The 21,804-nt window shown below is 60.7% G+C and carries 18 protein-coding genes; 7 read left to right on the top strand and 11 right to left on the bottom strand.

The window, feature by feature from the left end:
- The first annotated feature begins 8 nt into the window (after positions 1-8).
- The 5 genes from H6650_04020 to H6650_04000 all read left to right on the top strand — a co-directional run bounded on the left by H6650_04020 (position 9) and on the right by H6650_04000 (position 4,252).
- Positions 9-737 carry an amino acid ABC transporter ATP-binding protein gene (locus H6650_04020; protein MCB8951162.1) on the top strand — a complete coding sequence of 243 codons (729 nt, stop codon included), beginning with the start codon at positions 9-11 and terminating at the stop codon, positions 735-737.
- A gap of 26 nt (positions 738-763) precedes the next feature.
- Positions 764-1,435: a nitroreductase family protein gene (locus H6650_04015; GenBank protein ID MCB8951161.1), complete on the top strand. Its 672-nt coding sequence runs from the start codon at positions 764-766 to the stop codon at positions 1,433-1,435.
- A 506-nt stretch (positions 1,436-1,941) separates the two neighbouring features.
- Positions 1,942-2,520 carry a metalloregulator ArsR/SmtB family transcription factor gene (locus H6650_04010; protein ID MCB8951160.1) on the top strand — a complete coding sequence of 193 codons (579 nt, stop codon included), beginning with the start codon at positions 1,942-1,944 and terminating at the stop codon, positions 2,518-2,520.
- Positions 2,521-2,619: 99 nt separating this feature from the next.
- Positions 2,620-3,180, top strand: coding sequence for a zinc ribbon domain-containing protein (locus H6650_04005; GenBank protein ID MCB8951159.1), 561 nt, complete (start codon positions 2,620-2,622; stop codon positions 3,178-3,180).
- 511 nt (positions 3,181-3,691) lie between these two features.
- Positions 3,692-4,252: a hypothetical protein gene (locus tag H6650_04000; GenBank protein ID MCB8951158.1), complete on the top strand. Its 561-nt coding sequence runs from the start codon at positions 3,692-3,694 to the stop codon at positions 4,250-4,252.
- A 66-nt stretch (positions 4,253-4,318) separates the two neighbouring features.
- Here the strand turns inward: H6650_04000 and H6650_03995 are convergent, their stop codons facing one another.
- From H6650_03995 to H6650_03960, 8 genes are all read right to left on the bottom strand, one after another.
- Positions 4,319-5,149, bottom strand: a complete 831-nt coding sequence (locus H6650_03995) for a polyphosphate kinase 2 family protein (GenBank protein ID MCB8951157.1) — start codon at positions 5,147-5,149, stop codon at positions 4,319-4,321.
- A gap of 51 nt (positions 5,150-5,200) precedes the next feature.
- Positions 5,201-5,950: a PEBP family protein gene (locus tag H6650_03990; protein ID MCB8951156.1), complete on the bottom strand. Its 750-nt coding sequence runs from the start codon at positions 5,948-5,950 to the stop codon at positions 5,201-5,203.
- Positions 5,951-6,052: 102 nt separating this feature from the next.
- Positions 6,053-7,357: a M20/M25/M40 family metallo-hydrolase gene (locus H6650_03985; protein MCB8951155.1), complete on the bottom strand. Its 1,305-nt coding sequence runs from the start codon at positions 7,355-7,357 to the stop codon at positions 6,053-6,055.
- A 71-nt stretch (positions 7,358-7,428) separates the two neighbouring features.
- The gene (locus H6650_03980) at positions 7,429-8,271 is read right to left on the bottom strand and encodes an N-formylglutamate amidohydrolase (protein ID MCB8951154.1); all 843 of its coding nucleotides are present in this window, start codon (positions 8,269-8,271) and stop codon (positions 7,429-7,431) included.
- A 198-nt stretch (positions 8,272-8,469) separates the two neighbouring features.
- Positions 8,470-9,201, bottom strand: a complete 732-nt coding sequence (locus tag H6650_03975; GenBank protein ID MCB8951153.1) for a class I SAM-dependent methyltransferase — start codon at positions 9,199-9,201, stop codon at positions 8,470-8,472.
- Positions 9,202-9,302: 101 nt separating this feature from the next.
- Complete coding sequence (locus tag H6650_03970; protein MCB8951152.1) at positions 9,303-9,947, bottom strand: uracil-DNA glycosylase; 645 nt, start codon at positions 9,945-9,947, stop codon at positions 9,303-9,305.
- Positions 9,948-10,097: 150 nt separating this feature from the next.
- The gene (locus H6650_03965) at positions 10,098-13,046 is read right to left on the bottom strand and encodes a DUF2723 domain-containing protein (protein MCB8951151.1); all 2,949 of its coding nucleotides are present in this window, start codon (positions 13,044-13,046) and stop codon (positions 10,098-10,100) included.
- A 223-nt stretch (positions 13,047-13,269) separates the two neighbouring features.
- On the bottom strand, positions 13,270-14,490 hold the full coding sequence (locus H6650_03960) for a DUF3048 domain-containing protein (protein ID MCB8951150.1): 1,221 nt from the start codon (positions 14,488-14,490) through the stop codon (positions 13,270-13,272).
- A gap of 42 nt (positions 14,491-14,532) precedes the next feature.
- Between H6650_03960 and H6650_03955 the strand changes: the two genes are divergently transcribed.
- Together H6650_03955 and H6650_03950 are read left to right on the top strand one after the other, a co-directional pair.
- Positions 14,533-15,165 carry a molybdenum cofactor guanylyltransferase gene (locus tag H6650_03955; protein ID MCB8951149.1) on the top strand — a complete coding sequence of 211 codons (633 nt, stop codon included), beginning with the start codon at positions 14,533-14,535 and terminating at the stop codon, positions 15,163-15,165.
- A gap of 366 nt (positions 15,166-15,531) precedes the next feature.
- Positions 15,532-16,521: a fasciclin domain-containing protein gene (locus H6650_03950; GenBank protein MCB8951148.1), complete on the top strand. Its 990-nt coding sequence runs from the start codon at positions 15,532-15,534 to the stop codon at positions 16,519-16,521.
- Between the two features lie 34 nt (positions 16,522-16,555).
- Here the strand turns inward: H6650_03950 and H6650_03945 are convergent, their stop codons facing one another.
- The 3 genes from H6650_03945 to H6650_03935 form a co-directional block, all read right to left on the bottom strand.
- Positions 16,556-18,817 (bottom strand): transglutaminase domain-containing protein, encoded by a 2,262-nt coding sequence (locus H6650_03945; GenBank protein MCB8951147.1) that lies wholly within the window; start codon positions 18,815-18,817, stop codon positions 16,556-16,558.
- 451 nt (positions 18,818-19,268) lie between these two features.
- The gene (locus tag H6650_03940) at positions 19,269-20,321 is read right to left on the bottom strand and encodes a zinc-binding alcohol dehydrogenase (protein MCB8951146.1); all 1,053 of its coding nucleotides are present in this window, start codon (positions 20,319-20,321) and stop codon (positions 19,269-19,271) included.
- Positions 20,318-21,769, bottom strand: coding sequence for a hypothetical protein (locus tag H6650_03935; GenBank protein MCB8951145.1), 1,452 nt, complete (start codon positions 21,767-21,769; stop codon positions 20,318-20,320). Before H6650_03935 ends, H6650_03940 begins: the two co-directional genes overlap by 4 nt.
- Between the last annotated feature and the right edge of the window lie 35 nt (positions 21,770-21,804).

Genomic DNA, 21,804 nt, shown 5'->3' with positions numbered 1-21,804 from the left:
GCAGCAACATCATCGTCATCAACAACCTGCACAAATACTTCGGCAATGTGCAGGCCGTCAAATCCGTGAATCTGACCATACGGCGCGGCGAAGTCGTCGTCGTCGTCGGCCCCAGCGGGTCCGGCAAAAGCACCGTGCTGCGCTGCATCAACCACCTGGAAGTGCCCACGCTGGGCGAAGTGTGGATAGACGGCATACACCTGGAAGCCAAAGGCACGAATATCAACCACGTGCGCGCCGAAGTGGGTATGGTCTTCCAACAATTCAACCTGTTCGCCCACCTCACCGCCCTGGAAAACATCACCATCGCCCAGCGGCTGGTGCGCAAGCGGGACAAGGCGGAGGCGACGCGCATCGCCATGCAGCAATTGGAGCGCGTGGGCATTCCCGACAAGGCCAGCGCCTATCCGCGCCAGTTGTCCGGCGGGCAGCAGCAGCGCGTCGCCATTGCCCGCTCCCTGGCGATGAATCCCAAGATCATGCTGTTCGACGAGCCGACCAGCGCCCTGGATCCGGAAATGATCAAGGAGGTGCTGGACGTGATGCTCGATCTGGCGCGGGAAGGGATGACGATGGTCGTGGTCACGCATGAGATGGGCTTTGCCCGGGCCGCGGCGGACCGCGTGGTCTTTATGGATGACGGACAGGTGATTGAGGTGGCTTCGCCCGATAACCTGTATACGAATCCACAGCATGATCGTACCAGGCTGTTCTTGAGTAAAATTTTAACGCATTAAGACTGGCAAGGAAACGGGGCGTAAGAATGAAGGCGGAAGAGGCGCGGTTTTTGCCGCTGGTGTTTACGGAGTATGCGCCGGATGAGATGCGGGCGCGGGCGGCGGCGTTTTATGAGCTGATGCGCCGGCGGCGCACGGTGCGCGATTTTTCGGATCGGCCGGTGGCGCGGGAGATTATTGAGGATTGTGTGCGAAATGCCGGCACAGCCCCCAACGGCGCCAATATGCAACCCTGGCACTTCGTCATCGTCAGCGACCCGGCCATCAAGCGACAAATCCGCCTCGCCGCCGAAGCGGAAGAGCAGGAATTCTACCAGAACCGCGCCCCCGCCGAATGGCTCGCCGCCCTCGCCCCGCTGGGCACGGACGCCCACAAACCCTTCCTGGAAACCGCCCCCTACCTCATCACCATCTTTGCCCAATCCTACGGCCTCCTCCCCGATGGGCGCAAAGTCAAGCACTACTACGCGCAAGAGTCCGTGGGCATCGCCACCGGTTTCCTCATTGCCGCCCTGCATTATGCCGGCCTCGCCACCCTCACGCACACCCCCAGCCCCATGAACTTCCTCAACGACATCCTCGGCCGCCCGGCCAACGAACGCCCCTTCCTGCTCCTCGTCGTCGGCTACCCCGCCGCCAATGCCCAGGTCCCCGACATCCGCAAAAAGCCCCTCGCGGAAATCGCCACTTTTTTGTAATCTGCCGCCCAACGGCTTGCGTCTCCTGCGCTGGAGCGGGGACGGCGAAACCGTCCAGCCAGAAAATGACAAGACTAGAAAAATGCCTGAAAACGGCGCGGAATCCCCAGCGTCAGGCGCACGCTTTGTTAGCCTACTTTTGGATTTACAGCAATTCTTTTCTAAGTAGCCGTCGGAAAACAACTTCACACTTTATCGGACGGGCTGTTGTCTTATTTTATTTCCGTTCCTTGGGGTTCTTTGGGATGGATGCCGGCATCTAAACGACTGGCTCCCCTTAATTGGCTAACTATGTCCGTAAATTTAGCGGAAAGCAGAGGTCTTTTATAGTGCGGTTCAGTCTTGTTGCTCTTTTCCCATGTCCTGAAAACAGAACAAAGCCTTTATGTTTGGGCACACGGGCCAACAACCGTTTCACGTCCCTTGACAGAACGCGCAACTTCGATAGAATTCTAAATAGATTTCCGTCTAATTAGAATTTCTTTGAATTTGCGAGGTGGATGATGATGAGTCAAGACAGTTTCGAGACGCTGCTCAACTTTTTCAAGGTATTGGGCAACGAGACGCGGCTGAAGCTGCTGGGTTTATTAGCCAACGAAACGCGTAGCGTGGGGGAGTTGGCGGCCATGCTGGACCTGCGCGAGCCAACCATTTCCCACCATCTACACATGATGCGCGAGTTTGGTCTCGTGGACGTAGAGGCGGCGGGCAACGTGCGCATCTATCGTCTGAACACCAAATTTCTGGAAAGCATGAGCGCGGACCTGCTCAGCCAGGAGAGGCTGGCAAACCTGGCGCAGGATGTCGTTGGTGACGAGTGGGAGCGCAAGGTGCTGAAAACTTTCCTCGATGGTGAGCGCATCACGGCCATCCCGGCGCAGTACAAAAAGCAGCTTGTGGTCATTAAATGGCTGGTGGACAAGTTTGAGATGGACCGGCGGTATACGGAACGCGAGGTGAATGAGATCATCAAGCAGCACCACCAGGATTCCGCCTGGTTCCGCCGTTCGTTCATTGACCACGGCCTGATGCAGCGGGAAAACAGCGTCTATTGGCGCGTATCCGCCGCGCCAACGGCATCATAAGATGGGTTCAATCTGGCTACAGATTGAACCCATCTTTACGCCGATTGATGTGGTATAATTCGCGCCAGCGGGCCGTGAAAGCCGCTGGAGAATCGCCGTATGACCATTCCCTCCCTGGACACCATCATCGCCTATGCCACGCTCATCGCCGCCGTTTTGGGGGCGCTCCTGGCCGCTGTCTGGCTCAGCCTGGTCATCTGGACCTTCCGCGACATGCGCTTGCGCTCCCGCGATCCCTTCGCCCAGATTTTCGCCGCGCTCGTGGTTGCCGCGCTGCCTGTGGTGGGCATTGTCATCTACCTGATTTTGCGCCCACCGGAAACGTTGGCCGCTGTTTATGAGCGGGCACTGGAAGAAGAAGCGCTGCTGCAAGAAATCGAGGAGCGTCCCCACTGCCCCGGCTGCTCACGCACGGTGGAGCCGCGCTGGCTGCTCTGCCCGCACTGCCATACACGGGTACGCAAACGCTGTCCGGACTGTGAGGAGTTGATGGAGTTGCAATGGAATTTGTGCCCGTACTGTGGCAGTCAGCACATTGACCCCTATGTGGCGGGTCAAGCCCCTGGCTTTGACTATTCGCAGGAGCCTGTCGTGGCCGGCGCGTTCAGCAATAGCGAAGGGAATGGCACGGCCACCACGGAAGAATCGGAATTTAACTGACGTATCAGCACAAGACAGATCGACTGCCAACTCAGCAAAACAGAACGAGATCAGGTCCTGTAATTACTGGTTTTCTGGTAACTGCCAAGCCAGGTAGCACCACAGTAAATCGTGGTTGAACGCTAAAAACGGTGGTGAGTAGTCATCATTTTTCTTTCCTTTTTCTTGTTCCGCGTATCAGATTCCCCTATAATAACGTGGTCTAGCAAGCGAAGTACACAAATCCATAAATTCTTGTGACTATACAGGTCATCTGCCCAGATTGGACCAATTTGCTCTGGTTGAATCTTATTGATGTCTACAAAATTGGTCCAATCTCTCGGAGACGTGAATAGTTACAATTTCTTTATCTATATTGGCGCGACGCTGCACGCACCATCTCAGGGTACTCCGCCGCCAAAACGGCACTCACAAGAGTCGGACCTGTTCTTAATGCAAACTGTTATATCGTCCCTGTAGGTCGCTGCCAGCCGCTACTTCGCGCATCCATTTCGACACGAGGAAACTACTTATGGACGAGACTCTTCAGACCCTCATCACGTTGACAGGCCTATCGGATGATGATTATAGATTCCTGAAGGAAAGCGCCGACATTACCCAAGAATGGGTTGATGACGTTATAACAGAATTCTACGACACGTTATTTGGCTATGAACCAACAACCAGAGTCTTCAAACCAGGCGAGCGACCAGACCGAGAAGAAACCTTGCGCCATTGGTACATGGAAGTAACGAGTGGTCAAATCACACCTGAATTCTGGCAACGTCAATGGCATGTTGGGCTGGTGCACATCCAGCGTCGGGTGAGCAATGCCTTTATGTTGGGAATAATGGGTCGTATCCAACGGTTATTCCTACAAAAGTGCATGGCAACCTTCGATCCTGAGCAAGCGGAGGCGATATTCTGTGCTTTCCAGCGCGTCACAGACGTCGTCGCCGGATTGATCGCCGAAGGGCATTATAAAAACTACGTTGAAACGATGGAGCTGGTTTGCGGTATACGAATCTCGCTTTTCCAGCGCATGATTGATATGGAGATTAGCAAAAAACTCAATGGCCTGCGCAACCATTAGGTCGCGCGGTGAGACAACGGGGACGTTTTCTATTCCAGGTCATCATCCACTTTCCAACGGCCGATATTACGTCACGACGACGCCTGCCAGATCATCCGCCGGCGCGGGAAACCGCGGGTTCATCCCTCGCAGTGTCCCCACAATCACGCGAGCAATCGCCAGATTACGATACCACTTCTGGTCCGCCGGAATGACATGCCAGGGCGCGGCAACCGTCGTACAGCGCGTGAGCATCTCGCCATACGCCGCCATGTAATCCTCCCAGAATCGCCGCTTTTCCACATCCTCCAGAGAAAACTTCCACTGCTTCTGTGGATCATCCAGCCGCTCCTGAAAGCGTTGCCGCTGCTCCTCTTTGGAGATGTGCAAATAGAACTTGAGAACCGTCGTGCCCGTGTCCACCAGCAATCGCTCAAACTGGTTGATCTGCTCGTAGCGGGGACGCCAGTCGCTTTCGGGCACAATGTTGTGCACGCGCACGACCAGCACATCCTCATAATGGGAGCGGTTGAAGACGCCGATCATGCCGCTGCCCGGAACCCGCTGATGCACGCGCCAGAGAAAATCATGCGCCAGTTCCGCCGCCGTGGGAACCTTGAAGGACGTGACCTGCACACCCTGCGGATTCACGCCCTGGAAAACGCGCCGAATGGTGCCGTCCTTGCCCCCGGCATCCATCGCTTGCAGCACAATCAACAGCTTTTGCCGCCCTTCCGCATAGAGCCGCACCTGCCAGGCGACCAACTCATCCCGCAGCGCCTTAAACTCCGCCTCCGCCGCCGCGCGATCCTGGTGAAACGGCTTTGCTTTCGTGGGACACCGCGCCAGGTCTACTTCTACTCCCGGTGGCATCTGGTGACTATCACTTACCTGCAAATCAGACATCTGAACCTCCATTCTGGCACGTTTTCAGGCCCACGGAAACGATGACTGCCGCAGCCGTTTCCGTCAGGGTCCGGCAACGACGACGCGACACAAGAGCGTATTGTTCGTTTCCAAATCGGGTCCCCAGATCAGGTTTGCCGCCTGATTCCACCGTATTTGCTCGTATCCATCCTTGGGACCAACCTGCGCCGCCGTGTAGACAGTGGCCCCGGCCCAGGCGGAGGCGTCAAAGTCGGCGCGCTTCCAGTTAGCCGGTTCATCCATTGCCATAAAGTCACAGGGAGCCTGGCCGGCAACGGGGTTTGCCTCCCGCTCACAAGATTTATCCAGCGGCGCTTCTTGAATGACAAGGCAGGACCAGGCGGCATCCGTGGCGGCGATCAGTTCTCCCGTAATCGCATCGGTAAACTGGGCAATAAAGCCGCCATCTCCCATTTGCTGCCGGTTTGTGCCAATGTACTCCAGGCCGGTGTCGTTTTCCTTATAATCTTTGACGATAAAGTTGAGGACAAGTGGATAAGAAGCGTCAAAGGTGAAGGTTTCCGCGTTAAAGGAGCGCTCCGTGGTGATGGGGACCGAATCCTCCTGGATCAGTTGCTCTCCCGCATAAAAAGCAAACCAGTTGTCCGCCCAAACTTCCCCTTTGATGGTTGTTGTGCCCCCGGTGGCGTTGGATGGTTGCGCCGGCGCGGCATTCTGAACAGGCGCATCCGCTTCTTTGTTGGGAGATGCCGGCATTTCATCACCCCCACACCCCGCCAGCAGCAGCACACTTATCCATAATAATACAAGCAGCATGGTATTTCTTGTCATAATGTTCCTCCTTCAAAAACAGTGAACAGTTGGCAGTGGTCAGTAGTCAGTTGACGGTTGACAGTTGGTAGAAGCGCGGGTCGCCAGGCATGATCAATCGGTTTAGGGGCCGGTGAGGACTTCGGGGGAGAAGACGCCGATGCGCCCGCCGGTGTCCAGTGCCGCGAGGGAGACGGCGTAGGTGACGGAGGGATTGAGGTCGGGGATGAGGAGATTGCCGGCATTTTCCACCCCCACATAATGAAACATCGCCTCGTCATACGTCATCGTATTCAGCGGGCGGAACACCACCGCATACCCCGCCGCGTTCGCGTCCACATCCCACACCACGCGGTAACTGCCCGGCGCATCCCCCGGCGAGACGGCGGGCGCGTCCGGTTGCCCCGGCGCGGCGGCCATGTTCGCCAGCGAGGCCAGATTAAGCTGCGCCATCTTGCGCAAATAGTCAAAATCAACCAGCGTCCAGGTGTCCGCCGTCGAATTCTGGATGGAAAGATCTTCCGCGGACTCAATGAGGCGCACGCCGGCCACGCCCGCGCGCACAAATTCGCGGTGGTCGCCCCAGCGGCCATCCCGATCCAGGGCATCCATCATAACCACGGGAAATTCGGGCAAATAAACGGAGTCAATCAGGTGGATGTATCGCCCCAGTTGGCGCGAAATGGAGGTATCCGGGCCAGGAGAGTAAAGGCGGAGGGATTGGGGAATGCCGGCACGTCCCCCCACCATATCATTGTTAATTGCCGCATCAATCCGCACCCCATTCGCCAGCGCCGTCTGCACAAAATTGCGCGCCCCATACGTCCCCTGCTCCTCCGCCGTCGTCGCCACGAAAATCACCGTCTGCGACCACTCCCGCGCACTCATCACCCGCGCCACTTCCAGCAGCGCCGCCACCCCGCTGGCATTATCATCGGCGCCCGGAGCCAGACTCTCCCCATCCAGCCAATCCTCCGCCCGCGTATCATAATTCGCCACCATCACCACAACGCCCGCGTGCCACCCCGTCCCCGGCAACACCCCCACCACATTCCGCTGCGTATTGGACACCCCCTCAAACGCCATCGGGTAATCCTGGAAACTCACTTGCAGCCGCCCGCCCCCCACGCGCGTCATCTCAGACAAAATCCAATCCCGCGCCGCGCCAATACCAAAATCGGGCTGATCAATCGCACTAAACGTGTTGCGCGTGCCAAAACTCTCCAACTGACGCACATAGGCAATCAAATTCTGGCGCGACACCTCTTCCAGCATCGCCACAATCTCCGGGTTCAGCGCCAGACCGACCGGCGCGTCCCCCCCGAAATTAACCGGCCTTGCTGCCTGTGCCCGCAAATCATCCAGCGTCAACACGCGCACCGCCGAGGGCACAATCGTAGGCAGCGCCTGGCTTGATGACGCCCCCATTGTGGCGCAGCCCACCGTCAAGAACAACACTATTAAGGCTAATAACAGCCATCTACCAGACGAAATCTTTTTCACGCCAGAAAACCCACTTCCTCAAAATCACGCGCCAACGCGCTGATACCGCGCCACAACCGCGCCCGAATCTCCGCAATCCGCCACGGGTCAGGCGCAACAATCGGCGTATCTCCATCCTGCGCGCCCACGTACAGCGCGCGGCTAATTTCCATCATGATCCACGGCTGCCACCGCCCACCGTGCAGACGCAGGTCCGCGCCACCATAAAACGGATGGTTCAACGCCACCACCGCGCCACTCTCCACCAGCAGCGGAAAATCCGTGAACAGAGGTTCCATCGTTTCCGCCCACTGCCGCATCAAGGACGCGGGCGCGGTGGGCGAGGCAAACCCGGGGCGCTGTTCGCCGTTCGCGTCTCCCCAATTGCCCAACATGAGCCGCGGGCGCGCCTGCGCGGGGTCATCGTATTGAGAAGGCCCCATGGCCGCCATCGTGTGCGCGTCAATGACCAGCCGCACCTGCTCATCGGCGGCCACCGCCGCCAGTTGTTGATGCCACGGCTGCCAATAGCGGGCTACCAAAGCCTGCTCCAACGCCGCATCCGGTTCTTGTCCGGGAAGATAGACCGGCGCGCCATACGATGTGCGCCGCTTGACGATGCCGTCTCCCTGGCGATTGGCGGCCACATCCGGCAGGCGATTCACGTCAATCACCGCTCGCGCATAGGGGAAACAGAGCCAATGCCGCACCCGGTCGCGGAAATCAAACAACTGGTCCGCGTAGGCGTCCGCTTCGTTGAAAACCTGCGCTTCCGTGAGCGCCACGCGCCCCGATAATTCGGGCGGAATCCGGTAACCCGCGTGCGGGAGGATAATAGCAATAGGGAGTGGGTCCGTCATGTTTTCCTGCGATAACCCAGGTCAACCTTTACCCGGCGCTCATGAAAAATAATCGTGGCAACTATTCAGGCATGCCGTTTTCGCCCTCACTCCAACCCTCTTCCTCAAGGGAGCGGGGTGGGGAGGGGGTAGGATGACCTGTATGGTTGCAGATACTTTTGACCGGCGACTGAGCTTCCGGGAAGGTTTGCGGATTGCTCAGCCCGTTTTCTCCAAAACGAGCAGATGAGAAATGCCTAACGCTTGCAGCGGCGTCTTTTCCGCCGTGTATAGGGCAGATTTCAGCCAGCGTCCCAGGCGAGGATGCCGCCGCTCAATGTTATCGTAGCCGCCAAAAATGCGGCTATGGTGCAGGACGCGCACGGGCAGCGGACGGACGAGGCGGCGCAGCGCGCGCGCGGTGTAGGCGCGGACGTGCGGGGCGAGGCGGTTACGCAGCGGGTCGGGCAGGTAGTTGACGAGCGGGATGTTGCCAAAGTGGTATTCGCCGCGCCAGTAGATGCCGTGCTGCTCCACCGGATACCAGCGATTCGGGCAAAAAAGGAGGATGCGCCCACCCGGACGGCAAACGCGCACCATTTCCGCCAGGTAACGGGCGTCGTCCTGGACGTGTTCGATCACCTCATTGCTGAGGATGAAATCGAACGTCTCGTCAGGGAAGGGCAGCCATTCTCCGACGCCCTGCACGACGCCGTTGGCGTGCGCCGCCGCTATCGTCGCCCGCTCATGTTCGACTTCCAGGCCAAAACGGTGCCGGCAATACGGAGCAAATGCGCGCAAATATGTCCCCATGCCACAGCCATTGTCCAGCACACGCCCGCGCAAATCCGTCCATTGGCGGATCATGGCGAGGCGGCGATCCTGCCCGGAGCGCCAGACGTATCCCGGTTCGCCGCGCAGGGCGGCTTTGTCAGAGTGGCGGTCAGTCATGGGAACATCAACAGTGACTCTACTGAAAAAAGGCCAAAAACCGGGTTTTTACACAGAACAATCGAAAAACCCGGTTTTTTCAGTGATGGCTCGGCCACGGATCATGCTTGGCCCATAAGCTCGTCGTATTTGCGGCGCGCTTCTTGCAGGTCGCCCCAGGTGAGGGCTTTCGGTTGTCCCGGTTGGCGCGAGGGGTTGCGTAGCAGGTAGGCGGGATGAAAAATGGGCATGGTCCAGCGGTTGTCCCAGGGAAACCACTGCCCACGTAATCGGGTAATGCCCGTTATGCCCAGCAGCGATTCAGTCGCCACGTTTCCCGTGAGCAGCATGAGCACGGGGTCTACCAGGCGGATTATTTCCAGCAAGAAAGGCTTGTAGAACTGGATTTCGTCGGAGGTGGGTTTGCGCAGGGGCTTGCCACCGTCTCCGGGGGGGAGGCGAAAGACGGCGTTGGTGATGAATACGTCCTGTTCCGGGTCGAGGTGGATGGCGTGCAGCATCTGGTCGAGAAGCTGCCCGGAGCGTCCGACAAAGGGTTTGCCCTGGCGGTCTTCTTCCGTGCCCGGCGCTTCGCCGATGATCATGAAGCGGGCCTGGGGATTGCCGCGATAGATGACCATGTTTGTGCCGGCAGGAAACAAAGGGTCATCCTCCATTTTCATCATCCGCTCCACCAGCGCCGCCAACGTCCCGTAACTGGGTTCCTCCGGCGGCGGCGCATCAAACAAACTGTACTGAACAGGCATACACGTCTCCTTGCAAGAAGTGGTCGGTTGGCGGCAGTCGCGGCTTTGCTGATGGATGCCGGCACTACGCCACATCATCCACCGTTTATATCCTAGACCACGCGCCGCCGCCACGCCCGGCCCCAAAATGCCGTGTCTGGAACCAGTCGCTCATTCGCCGCCGCGCACTTCCAGGCCACTGAGCAAATAATGGTCATCCACGGGCACGCCCCCGGCATCCAGCACCGGCAGCCGCTGCAACGTCGCCAGCAAATAGAACCCCACCTGAAGGCGATACGGCCCCGGTCGCAGGTCCGGCGCCAGCGAGACCACATAAGGGTCCGCAACCGTCTGACCGGGCTGCCATTGGCCGGTCGGAAACGTTCCTTGCAGCGGCCAGGCATCCACCTGCCCCACAATGCGGTCCTCCGCATCCAAAACCTGCACAAAAACGGTGTAATTCTCGCTCATGGGAGCCAGTGCCTGCCACGTCAGGTCCACGCCTAGTTGGCCGCCGGGCGTGAGCGTCATGCTGGAGACGTCAGCCTGGAGCAAAGCGATCTTGTCCCCAAAATTGGTGGCCCCCGGAGGCAACGGCGCGCCGCTGATGGTCACTTCCCCCACGACGCAGCCGGCGCGGGATGGGCGCAGCCAGCCACAGCGCGCGCCACTGTCCGGCGCGCGCGCCACGATCTGGTAGGTTCCGGGCGGCAGGTCCGTATCCAGCGTCGCGGACCAGGCAAAGGGGCGCGGCGCAAACGCGGGCGGCGGCGCAAACGCCCGCGGCGAGAATTCGGGCGCGGCAGACAGTGACCATTCCAACCGCGCCAGACTGGCCGGATCGGGCGCGAATCCCGTGAGGGTGAGGGGCAGCGGCGTTTGTGGGCGTATTTGCGCGGGCGCATCCAATCCGGTGAGGGCGACGGGGCCAATCAGCGCCCGCCGTGGTTGCGTGGTCAGTTGTTGCGGGTCCGTTGCCGGCATCGTCACCGTCGTGACCACCTGCCAGGAGAGCGCATCAGGATGGGTGAAGGGCGGGGCCAGGGCGACCTGTAGCTGAAAGGGGGCGTCCTGGGGCAAGATGGGGCGGGGCAAGTCGTGGAAATCGGCCACGATTTCGCCCGGCTCCCAGGCGGCGGTGGGGTAGTCGTTGTTGGCCGGATGCCGGCCCGTGGGCGGGAGGGGGGCGGTGGTGATGCTGCCGTTGGTCCAACGAATGTAGACGTATTGGTTCTCGTTGACGGGGGCATCGGCGCGCCAGTAGAGCGTAAGGGCGGCGTGGGCGGGGTCATAGGGGGATTGGGGCTGCAACTGGTATCCGGACAGGTGGATGTTTTGCGGGAAGGAGAGTGCGGTGGGGGTGGTAGATGCCGGCATTTCCCGCACCCCCTTCTCCCGCACCGCCAACAACGGCCCCAGCGAACCCAGATGATAAACTCCCTCCAGCCCCGGCAAAAAACGCGCCAGATAAACCGCCTGCCCTTGCGCCAGCCGCGCATCCAGTTCCGCGCGATACGTCGCCTCATCCGGCAGCACCAAAATATCCAGGTCGGGGCGCACGCCCTCCGCCTGCTGCAGGTAGTAAAGCGGGGCGATTTTCTCGCTGTCCGCCAGAATCGCCGCACCCGTCTCCAGCGGCAGCGCCAGCACCGCCCGCCCCCAGGTCGTCAGGCCATCGTCCCCGGAACGGTCCAGCGCCGACCATTGCGCCGCCGCCAGCAGGATCGGCGCGATCAACGCGGCCAGAGCGATGGCCGGGACAACGGCGGGGCGGCGGCCCAGCCAGAGCGCCACCGCTCCCCAACCGATGGCGATGACCAGTTGTGCCGGCAATAAGAAAACGGAAAGGTCCGGCACATAATAATTGAGCGCGTAAAACGTGTAGCCCAACCACGCCAGCAGCAACACCGTTACCGCGCGCGGCTGACGGCGCAGCAGCAGCAACCACCCCGCCGCTGCCCACGCCAGACCAAACCAGCCCCATTCCGCCAGAAACAGCCGCCCCACAACGGCATAGCGCGCCGGGTCACGCCACCAGGCCAGCCATTGCAACGCCCCCTGGAAACGCCCGCCAACGACCCAATCCCAAAAGCGGGACCATCCCATCGGCTCCCCATTGACGGCGGCCCAGCGCAGCGGCAGGTAGGCGTAAAGCAGCAGTGGCAGCAAAAAGGCGAGCAGCATTCCCGCCCAAAAAGAAAGGCGACGGGGCCAGGCGCGGCGCAGGTAGAACAGGGTGAGGAGCGCGGGCGGCAGGAGGAAAACGGTAGTCAGATGATTGGTCAGGCCGAGGCCTAACAGGAACGGCAGCAGCAGCCAGCCGCGCGCGCCGGACGGCGGCCCCTGGCGCAGCCAGCGCACGAGCAAGAACAGGATGGCGGCCACGAAAAGCAGGTGCAGCGTATAGACCTCGGCCTCGATGGCCTGGCTCCAGAAGGTGGGCGTGAGGGCCAGGGCGGCGGCCCCGGCCAGGGCGGGCGCGTCGCGGCCATGCAGCGCCCGCCCCAGTAAGTAGACGAAGACGAGGGCGGCAAGGCCATAAACGGCGGATGCCAGATTGAGCCGCCAGGCAGGGCTGCCCACGGGGATGATCAGGGTAAAGAGTTTGCCCAGGAGGAGGTAGAGCGGGTAGCCGGTGGGGTGGACAATGCCCAGGCGCGGGGCGACGACCTGAAACTCGAACGTGTCGGCGCGGCCTACGGTGTGGGGCATGGTGGGCAGGTAGAGCGCGGCTGCGCCGATGAGCAGGGCGACGAGGAGTGTCCAGGGACGACGCGCGTCGGCGATGGCGGCGGCGCAGGACAGCCAGAGGGCGGCGGCGAAAAGGAAGCGGGCGCGCGCCAGGTCGGGCGCGGGATCAAGCAGGGTGAGGAGATTGAGATAGAAGGGGAGGAAGGGGAGCGTGGCCGCGAGCCAGTTGTGGCGGCGGCGGAAAAGGGATTGCCAGACAAGCGCGCCCGCCACGGCGAAGAGGAGGGCGACACTGGCGACAGGCAAGGGTTGCCCCAGCCAGGGCAGGGGAAAAAGCAGGTCGTAGAGGAGGCGGGTGAGCGCCAGCCCCAGGACCAGCGCGGGCACAGCGCCCAGGAGCGCCAGGGGGTTAGGCCATCGGGATTGCATCAGGCGGCGAATGTAGCACGAGCAGGCGAAAAGGCAAACAGATGAGTGACTATTCAGCCTCACAAGCAAGACCGGTCAGGTTTTGCTCGTTTACGGGCGTAGCCCGATTTTCCAAATCGGGCGGGCGATTTGGAAAATCGCCCACCATTTACGAAGGAGACCCGGCAGGTCTACGTGAATAGAGTCGCGCAGTTTCCAAAACTGCTCCACTCTTTCCACTCTTTCAGGGCGTTACGGTGAGCGCATCCTGGTAATAGGGGGGGATGATCTGGAACCAGGTGTTGCCGATTTGCAGCGGCAGGGGCGCGCCGGAAGCGTCGTAGAAGGTGAGCATGTCGGGGCGGTTTTCGCGCTTCCAGGTGGCCGCGTATTGCCGGCCATCGCGGAAGATGATGGCCGGACCGTCGCCCCAAATCTGGATTTCGGTGGAGTAGACCTGGCAGGAGTTGCCGACCTGGTATTCGCAAATGGTCACGTCTTGCTGATGCAGGGCGTAGATGACGACGACGTTGGCGGCGGACAGTTGCGCGCCGGTGTTGGCGTCGGTGTGGACTTCGCCATCAGCCCAACGAAGGTAACGGTTGATGCCGGCATCATACACCCACTCCACCAGCTCCCAATCATCATAATTGATGGTCATGTCCGTTGCCGGCTGCCCCCCGTCGGGGGGCGTGCTGCTGAAAGCCATATTCGTGCTGAATTCCGGGGGACGGTTTTGGTCCATCTCCGTCAGCGAATCCCAAAAGACGGCGGGATGACCATAAAGGGTGTGTTCCCACGGCTTGTCCTCACCCGTGCGAAAGTAGCCGGGATCATTGGAATGGAGCACGCGGCGGGCGAAATCGCTGTGATTGATTTTGCTGGCGACGCCGATGCTGGAGCCAGAATAGGCCAGGGCGGCATCGTACATGGCGGGCAGTTCGATGTCAATGAGGCGGGCGCTGCGAATCGGCCCGACCTGTGGCGGCGTCTGGCCGTAGAAGATGGCCGTAAAACGGGTGATGGGGCCTTCCGTTACGTGTTCAAAGACCAGGTCGGCCTGGCTGAGGCCAGCCTGCGGGCGGGTGTAGGAAGCAGGCGAGTTGCTGATCTTGACGGCCAGGGGGCGACGCTGCAAATTGGCGGGATCGGCAACGATTTCCCCGGTGAGCGGGTCGCGGTCCGCGCCGAAGTCGGCCAGGGTGATGAGGGTGACGGGGGCAGCGGTGGGCGTGGCGGTGGGGTCTGGCGCGGTTGTGGGGCCGGCGATGGCGGTGGGCTGGAGAATGGCGGTGACGGTGGGAGGCGCTTGGGGGAATGTGGGCGTGGGCAGGGGGGCGGCGGTGGGGATGGGGGTGGGTGGCAGGGACGTGGGGGAGATGGGGGGTGGTGGTGTGGCGGGAGAATGCCGGCATCCCCCCACCCCCAACAGCAATATCATCATGAAGCAAAACTTCTTGAACATCTTCGCGCAATCCTTTCAAACAGGTATGATACAATCCAATTTATGGCCGAAAAACAAACCATCACCATGGCCATCCAGGCCGGCGGACGCTCCAGCCGCATGGGGCAGGACAAAGGACTCGTCCCCCTGGCGGGTCGACCCATGATCGAACACGTGCTGGCGCGCGTGGCCGGATTGGGGGACGAAATCCTGATTACCACCAACAACCCGGCAGGCTATGCCTACCTCGGCGTGCGATTGGTCAGCGACGCCGCGCCAGGAGCGGGGGCGCTGCCCGGATTGCACACCGCGCTCACGGCGGCGCGTGGCGACGTGGTGGTGGTGCTGGCGTGTGACATGCCCTTTGCCAACCGGGGTTTGCTCGCCTATATGCTCACGCTGGCCCCCGCCGCGGACGTCATTGTGCCTATTTGGCAGGATAATTACCAGCCGATGCAGGCCGTTTATGCCCGCGAACGCGCGCTGGCGGCCGTGGCGGTGGCGCTGGCACGGGGGCAGAAGCGGATGATCAGCTTCTACGACCAGGTGCGCGTCCGCGCGGTGATGGCGGCGGAGATTATGCCGTTTGACGCAGATGGCCTGACCTTTTTTAATGTGAACACGCCGGCGGAATTGGCGCAGGCGGAGGCCAGCCTGGCGGCGATAAAATCCGCGCCGCATTCGTCTAATAAGTAACCGTCCCCAAATAACTTCACACTTTTTACGGACGGTTGCTGCCAAGCTATCCATGATAGCCGCTGTCCATGATAGCCGCTGTCCATGATAGCCGCTGTCCATGATAGCCGCTGTCCATGATAGCCGCTGTCCGCGCATTTCCGCTTTAACTGCGGACAGCCACGAAGGGATGGAAATTAAACAAGGCACCGAAGCTGTTTCCTTACCGTTCCTTCAAACTGACGATGCCATTCCGACCGTTGTTTCATCGTCAGTCCTAAATAGCGAATCGTATCCGATTCGCCACCCGTGGGGAATGGTCCCGCGCCGCCGTTCCGCATACTAAACCGCTACGATTGGCGGTGCCATTGGTTTGGACATCATCCTATGAAACGACTTCTTCTGGTTCTTATGCTGCTGTTGCTATTTGGGGCGGGCTGCACGACGCAACCCACGCCGGATAATTTGCCGCTGGAGGTGCTGGCGACGCCTGTGCCGCAGAGTGATTTGCCGACGATTGCCCAGATTTTGCAGGATGATAGTGAGTTTTTGTTTCTGATTGGGGTTTTGAAGAATGCCGGCATATTCACCCAATTCGACACCCCCGGTTCCTACACCTTCTTCGCCGCCACCAACACCGCCTTCTCCAAATTGGGCATCCCGCCGACAGAAATTGACTCCGTCGCCATGAGCGCCATCCTGCGCCACCACACCCTGGACGGCGTCTATGCCAGCGCCGACCTGGAAGCCAGAGGCACGGTTACCTCTGAAGCCGACGCCCCCATCATCATCACCCGCGAAGGGGACCACCTGTTCGCCGACTTTGTTCCCATTATCACGGCGAACCTGAAGGCATCCAACGGAATCGTCCACGTCGTTGATGGCTTCATTTTGCCCCCGGAAACCGGGCCGGACGTCAGTTTATGGCAGTTGGTGCGCACGGACGAGCGGCTGACCCGCTTCCGCACCCTGGTGGAGTCGGTGGACCTGGTTTATGCGCTGCGCTTCCAATATGTGGATGCGGTGCTGGCTCCCGATGACCAGGCTTTTAGCCGCGCCAGTAGTGAAGCGCAAATGGTTTTGAATGACCCGGAGCAGGCGGAGAATCTGGTAAATTATTGGCTGCTGAACCAGAATGGCTGGCCGCAGGGCACGCCCATTCTGCTGGCGGACCTGGAGACGCTGCCGACAGTGGGCAGCCGGCTTAATTTCCGTTTTGGCACTCGGAATGTGGAAAGTATCAGAATTGCCGGCACAGGATCCAACCTCACCCTCGATGGCGCGCACGTTGTGGCGGGCGACCTCCTCGCCACCAACGGGGTACTGCACATCATCGACGCCGCCATCCTCCCCCGCCCCGTTTCGAACACGCCATAATACAAGAATGAACCAATCTGATTTAGACAGTCCCTCAATTGCGGCGGAAGCGGGCAAACCAGTTGCTAATGCTCTTGCGTAGCAGCAGCGGACGCAACACCTTCCACTCCTGGCGCGGATTGAAATCGGGGTCTCCCTCACGGCTCGGGCTGAACGTCTTCGTCACAAATTGCTGCGTTAGGTTGCGAATGGGGGCGCGCCCTTCGGGAACCTGCGCTGTCAGCAGGTTCGCCCGCTCGTAGGGCGTGTGCGCAGGGCGAATTTGCACGCCCAGGAATCGCCCCCAGTCCCCCAGCCGACCATAACTCTTGTTGACGTCGGACTCCACGCGCGCATTCATCTGGCCGGCCAAAAAGACCAGCCCCCCCGCAACCATCAACAACGCCGCCCCAATAGCCAGACGGAGCAATGCGCTACGGCTGAGTCCCAGCACCCCGGTGGGCGGCGGTGGCGGCGCATCCAACGGCGAATTGGTGCGCTCCGGGTTACTCGCATCCTCATCCGGGAGCAGACTCTCGCGGTCCAGGCTGGTATCCGCAAGAGAGGGAGAGGCAAAATTATCCCCGCCTTCCCCCGCCGGCGTCTCCGGGCGCTCCACCACGGGAATGGAGGCAGTCGGCTCAAACTGTATCCAGCCATAACCGGGGAAGTACACTTCGACCCATGTGTGCGCGTTACTGGCGCGCACGCGGTAGGAAGAAGTGGCATCGTCCCATTCCCCCTGCGCGTATCCGGCGGCCACGCGCGCGGGAATGCCCTCCAACCGCAGCATGACGGCCATTGCCGTGGCGTAATAGGTGCAGTACCCCTCCTTGCTCACAAAAAGCGTGTGGTGGATGGGATCCACGCCGTCCGGCGGCGCGGGAATCTGGTCGTTGTAGGTGATGTTGGCGCGCAGATAGTCACGCACGGCGATGGCTTTGTCAAACGGGTTGTCACGGGGCGCGGTGAGGCTGTCCGCCAGGGCGCGCGTCTCCGGCGTGATGCTGTCAGGGTAGGAGAGGTAATTATCGGTGATGGAGGCGGGGTAATTGGTGGTCGCCTGGCGCAGGCTGGTGGCGTCGGCCAGGCTGTATTGGGAATCGATGTGGTAGGTGTCGCCCTGGCGCAAAACGTAGCGAGATTTGATGCCGTTGATGACCTCGTGGCCTGTTTCGTCGAACTGGCGCGTGACCACCATCTGTTTGTCGGATGCGATGATGTCCGGCGCGCCGTATAGCACGCCGGAACTGGCGCGATAATTGATGACGGTCTGGGTAATGACCTTGCGTTCCAAGACAACGGGCAGGTCGAGGTATCCATCTTCGGGGTAGTGGATGACCTGCTCGCCCTGGGCCATTTCCCAGCCGCGCGGTCCGTAAACGTCGTAGACGGTGGACTGCCAGTAGACATAGGGGAGCTTTTTGGACACGTAGATGTCCATGACGAGGTTGTTGCCGACGGTGCGCGGGCCGCCGAGGACAAGGGAGTCGGTGTAGGGGTCGTTGGTGGGGCTGCCGTAGGAGCGGAGGGAGGAGAAGAGGCGGGTCCAGTTGTCCTGGAAGCTGCGCCACGGTTGGTTGACGTTGCTGATGGCATCACTGACGGAGGTACTGGCGCCAAGTGCCGGCAAATACCACGCCACCAACAAGGTAAACATCCCCACAATCAGGCTGGCACGCAAGAACGAGAGATTAATTCCTCGTTCAAAACGAACCGCCGCCATGCGCCACTCCTTCACATGGGAGACCAAATGCGTCTGCGACACATACAACAGGGCCAGGAGCAAATAAAAACCCAGGTAAAGGGCCAGCGGTTTGGGGCCGAGATAGAAGTAAACCACGCTGAGCAGCACGACCCCCGTGGGCAACACCACGCGCCACACACGTGGGTAGCGAAACGTAAACCAGGACGCCGTGTAGCCCAACAGCCAGAAAACGGCGGAAGTGTGCATAACAAAGATAATGCCATCACGGCTGCTGCCCTCGCCAAACGCCTTCCGCAACCAGATGATCTGGCGGCTGCCCATCTCCAGCACGCGGTCGCGCCACGGCAAGGAACCGGGCAAAACCAACCCAATGAAGTACGCCACAACGAAGAGGCCATAAATGAGGGAAAAAAGGTGCGCCGTACGGTCGCTGAAGCGGCTTTTAGCCAACAGCAGGCCCGCCATTAGCGCGACGGAACCGACCACGGGGATGATCTCTAACCCGTTGATCAGCTCGGTCTGCACCACGGCCAAACCCGCCGTGAAAATCATGGCCCAGACGAGAAAAAGCGTGAACCAACCTTCTTCAATTCTTATGCGACGGAGCATGTGTACCACCTTTGCCGGGGATGAGGGCGCGCTGCGTGCTCAATAAATGGTTACTCGTGACTATACAGGTCATCTGCCCAGATTGGACCAATTTGCTCTGGTTGAATCTTATTGATGTCTACAAAATTGGTCCAATCTCTCGGAGACGTGAATAGTTACGGTTACTCTTTGATTAGACGCGGAACCGGGCGATTTCTGGATAGTTATTGTGGTGGACGGTGATATGAAGATTATAACGTCACCGAATTGTCAGGGAAAGCACCCCATGAGGCCCCACGTCGCTTTCTGAGGAAACGTTCAGGGAAATAGTCAGGATTTTGCGAATGGCGCAGACGCCTGTTTTATCCACGCGCCGGCAGCGCTTCCAACACGGCCAACTCCATCTTCCTGGAAGCTGTTCTTGAGACGACTCTGGCCTGAGAGCGAGCTTCCCGGAAGGTTTGTCATCGCCTTAATCTTCCTGGGAGCTATTCTTGAGATGACTCTGGAACGATGCATCGAAGACCAGTTGTAGGACCGCGTCGGGGTTTTGGTCGAGAAGCTGATAGGCCAGGGGCGCGTCGCACCAGGAAAAGCGGTGCGTGATGAGGCTGGCGGCGGGGCGCAGTTCAGACAAGAATTCCCAGGCCACGGCCAGGCGGCGTTCCTTGCTCCAACGCGCCAGCCAGCGCGGGGCGAGGTGGCTCACCTGGCTGCTGATCAGGCGCAGGTGACGGCGGTGAAACGCGCCACCCAACGCCAGCGAGACGGGTTTTTGCCCATACCAGGAGCCGACCACGAGCCGCGCGCCAAAGCCGACGGCGGTGATGGCCTGGTTGAGGGCGGCAGGGCTACCGGATAGTTCGTAGCCGAGGTCGGCCCCGTCGGGGCCAAGCGCCGCGGCTAGATCAACGGCGGCATCGGGGGAGAAGGCGGCGTGCGCGCCCAGGGCCAGCGCGCGCGCCCGCCGCAAGGGGAGTGGGTCAATGGCGACGAGGGCTGCCAGGGGGAAGCGTGACAATATGGCGGTGGTGAGCAAGCCGATGACGCCCTGTCCCCAGACGGCAACCCGCTCGCCGATGACGGGCTGACCGTCCATGACGAGGCTGACGGCGGTCTCCACAAAAGGCAGGAAGGCGGCATCATGCGGGGAAAGGTCGGCGGGGACGGCTACGAGTTCGCGCGGCGCGGCGACGAAGTGGCTCTGATGGGGCACGAAGGCAAAGACCCGCCGCCCTGACCAATCGGCGTCCACCCCCGCGCCGACGGCGATCACTTCCCCGACCGCCGCGTAGCCATAGGGGGTGGGATAGTGGAAGGGTTGGGACATGCCGGCAATTGTCTCATCCAACGGCACATTAACCGGCATTTCCCCACGGTAGGCGAGCATTTCCGTGCCGGCACTGACAGCGGAAACCAACGTGCGCACCAACACTTGCCCCGCGCCCGGCGGCGGCAACGGCTCCGTGCGCACAACCACCTCACGCGGAGCCGTGAAATACACCACCTGGCGCGAGGTCGTCATGGGGCGGCAAAGGGCGCAAAGATCGGATTGCCGTCTTGCGTCAGGGGCTTATCGCCGCCATCGGGATAATTGAACTCCCCCGCCGGATCATCGTCCCGAATCAAAGCGGCATACAGCGTGGGCGTGACGGCGGCGGCATCCACGGAAACGGCCACATCCCAGGCCATGCCCGCAGGCAGGCGCACACGCCCAATCACCGCGCCGGGCCGACCGTCGACGTCCGCCTGGATCACCAGCCACGTATCCACATTGGCGGCCACCAGCGGCACAATCGCCGTATCCGTGACCACCTGGTCGCGGGTGAGGAGAAAATTGCCCTGATCGATGCGGAACGAAAAGAGCGGCAACCGTCCGTCGGCGTCCGTCAGCGGCGGGTCGGCGGCGGGGAAATCGAACGCGCCCACTTCGCCCGTGTCCGCGTGCAGGCGCACATGCAGAATCGCCGTCACCGCGCCGGCGGCGACGGGCACGACCACACGCTCATTGACGCCATCGGCCAGCGACGCGTAGCCAATGATGTTACCCGGCTGCCCGTCGTCGTTGAAATAGACGACGACCCACCCCGGCCCCTCGCTGACCACGCGCTCAATCACAATCTGGTCGTTTATCACGGGCTGATCAAAGACGTACACGTCCAGCGGCAGAACGGTGTGGAAAGAGGCGGCGACGGGCCGACCATCGACCAGCACGGGCGGATCGTCCGCTTCAAAGCGGGTGGCCGTTCCCTGGTCCTGGTACAACGTCACCAGCAGGTCGGGGGTGGCCTGCCGCCAGTTGATGCGCACGGGCACATCGGTGTGCGTGCCGCGGCCGACGGGAAAGAATCCCAGAAGTTGCCCGGCGGCATTGGAGACGGCCACAAAGCCCGGTGCGGCGGCAATGACCTGGTCAATGTGCAACAGGCCATCGGCGGCCACCGTCTGGTTGCTGACGATGATGCCGGGCAAGGCCACGGTCACGGTTACGGGAAAGAGATTGGCGACGATTTCGCCCTGGTAGGTGAGGGGCAGATCGGTTTGCGAATCGAAGGAGCCGAGGGGAGCGGCGTCGGCGTGGAGGACGGCGGAGATCTGGTTGCTGACGGCCAGGGGGTCAATGGTGAGGGTGATGGCGTTGCTGCTGCCGGCATTTACCAACGTGCGCGCCAAAACAGGACCATCCGTATCGCCATCGTGCAAAACCAGCCACCCCCCATCTGGCGCGAAGACGGAAGCGATGACCACAAGGCCATCGTCTCCCACCTCCTGCGCGCCGGCGCGGATGAGGGGCTGCGGCACGAGGGTGGCCGTGGGCGTGGGGGAAGGCAGCGGCGTGGGAGGCGTCGTCGGCGCGGGCGTGGCGGCGGCGATGGCGGTGGTGGGCGTGGGTGTTGGCGTGGGCGGCGATTGCCGGCATCCCACGATCACCCATACAAGCAAAAGTAAACTGACGAAACGATAAATACGCAAGGGAAATCCTTTGGGAGTTGGTAGAGGGGAGTTGG

The sequence above is a fragment of the Ardenticatenales bacterium genome, from assembly GCA_020634515.1.
Classification (GTDB): Bacteria; Chloroflexota; Anaerolineae; order Promineifilales; family Promineifilaceae; genus JAGVTM01.
The sequence above is the reverse complement of the archived record's forward strand: the minus strand, read 5'-3'. Positions and strand labels throughout refer to the sequence as shown.